The organism is Micromonospora sp. NPDC051296 (genome assembly GCF_040682255.1).
In the GTDB taxonomy this organism is placed as follows: domain Bacteria; phylum Actinomycetota; class Actinomycetes; order Mycobacteriales; family Micromonosporaceae; genus Micromonospora; species Micromonospora craterilacus.
Window position 1 is genome coordinate 1 of sequence record NZ_JBFBAO010000600.1, and the last position, 2,262, is coordinate 2,262.

At 67.2% G+C, this 2,262-nt stretch carries 1 protein-coding gene; it reads right to left on the reverse strand.

The window, feature by feature from the left end; translation table 11 throughout:
• Positions 1-129: 129 nt before the first annotated feature.
• The coding region (locus AB0M52_RS33380; RefSeq protein ID WP_363961834.1) for a polymorphic toxin-type HINT domain-containing protein at positions 130-2,262 on the reverse strand (2,133 nt) is incomplete at its 5' end.

Here is a 2,262-nt window from a genome sequence, read left to right on the forward strand (position 1 = left end):
CGCGCCCGGCCGGCTCCAGCGCACGCTCATCTCGCTGGTGGACCTGATGGCGGCGGTGCCGAGCGTGGTGTACGGCCTGTTCGGCGCGTACCTGCCGCCCCTCGCGCCGGCCTCACCCAGCGACGCGTATCATTCGATCGGGTTGCGTCCGTTCTCAATGAACCACGGCGGCAGGCCGACGTTATCCCAGTCTGGCTCCGGCATCTCCGCCAAAGTCAGCCGCCTGCCCGTCCGGTCGTAGAAGACGATGGTGGTCCACTTGCGGTTGCCGGAAAGGACCTCCTCTGCGATCCACCGCATCTCCAAAGCCGTGCCAGGAGCGGAGTCCTTCTTCTGCAGCGCTATTTTGATCGCCTGGATGAACTGGTCCTGAGGGTTCGCACCGTCGAAGTTAAACAAGTCGACGTGCAGCGTGATCTGGGGATTCTTGATCGCCGCCTGCACCTTGCCCTTCCAGGTGTCCTTCGACTCCTTGAGGTAGTGGGCCAGGCCTCGCACTCGCGCGAACTCCTCCAGCCTGCCGCCGGCCATCGTACGCATACCGAGTGCGACGCCGCAGGGTTCCTCGTTGTGGACCAGAACCGGGGTTTCGCCGGCTAGGACGTAGAACGTGCGCAGGCTCGCGACGGACAGGTCGTAGACGGTGGTTCGCTCGGTGTACTGCTTCGTTTTGAGGACCTGCACCCAAGTGCCGGTACTGGTCCGCAGCATCTGCCCGGCGCGCAGGTCACCCGCCTGCACCCACTGCTTGATGTCCGCGACCCAGAAGGGATGGTTCGCGGTTGCTGTGACCCGATTGGTGGTGCCTCCGGCCGCCCCGTCAGCGTCGACGGTCAGGTCGACCAGCTTCTTGTGACCGGTACGGGCAACTGTCGAGGCCACCTGCCGGGACTCGGTGACGTCGGCATACGGGTCGGTCGTGGTAACCACGTCTCCGGCGCGGACATCCTCGATGGGCTTGGTTTCGCCGCCGGCCATGAGGACCGAGGTGCCGACCGGGAAGCTGGCGCCGGGCGCGCGGCAGGACCGCAGCATGGCGCCCAGCCGCGCGAGCATCGCCTCGTCAGCCAGGGACCGTACGACCAGACGCTCGGCCACCGCCGGCAGCCTCAGGCCGAGCAGACCCCGCAGACCGGTGAAAACGCGGGCACCCATGATGCCGCCTGCGGCCAGTTCCGTCAGAGATCCCATCACCCACAGGTCGAACAGGCCGAACGCGCCCATGGTGGCCTCGGCACCACCGGCCACGCCCAGAAACGTCGCGCAGACCATGTTGCAGAGGAGCATCGATACGCCGATGACCTCCACGGCCAGTGCGGACTCGAGGATCGTCTGGGTGAAAGCCAGCAACGCGTACATGGCGTCCATGCCGATTTCGGAGCCGAAGTTGACGCTCGGCGCTAGCCGCATGCATCGCTTTTGGTACTCGGCAGGGAAGCGGTCGCAGTAGTAGCTGTTCGACAGAGCTCGCTGCAGACGCTCGTCGGGCGTCTGCGTCACGTAGTTGAGGCAGTCCTTGTAGCTGTCCGTGCCCGGGTGGTTGCCCTCCCGGCAGTAGATCGCCTGCCGGATCCGTGCGTCCTCCGCTTCCTGTTTGGCCTTTTGCACGTATGCGGCGTACGCGTCGTCGTAGTAGCGTCGGGCGGTGTCGTAGTCCTTGCCTGCCTTGACGGCAGCGTCGTAGGCCCGGTCCGCGGCGCGGACGGCCTCCGCGGCATCGTGTTTCGCCGCTTCGTAGGACTGCTGCGCCCACACGGCGGACCGTGCTGCGTGCTGCGCGGCCGCGCTAGCCCGGTTGGCCGCTTCGAGGGCAGTACGGGCGGAGGCGGCGGCTCTCTCCGCCGCGGCCTGAGCCTCGTTTGCCGAAACGTTTGCCTGATTGGCGTACCCTGCCGCTTTGCCCGCAGATACCCTCGCCTTTTCCGTCCACATGGCCGCCTCACTCGCGGCGGCGCGCGCGGTCGCCGCCACGGCCTGCGCCTCCTCGGCATGCTGGACTGCCGTGGTAGCAGCGGCCGCCGCCTGCGATAGCAGGGCGCTGGCCTCGGCGTTATGCGCCGCCAGATCGTGGTCGTTGCGTGCGGCCCTGTGCTGCCCGGTCTCCAGGAACTGCTTGAGCATGACGGGCGGACCGTCGAGTGCGATCTGGGCTGCGGCCCTCAGTTCCGTTCCCTCGTCAGCCTCGGCCAGGATCCGGTTGGCGTCCACCCGGTCGTCCTGGGCGTCGGCAACGTGCTGGCCGGCGCGCAGGAAGTCGCGTAA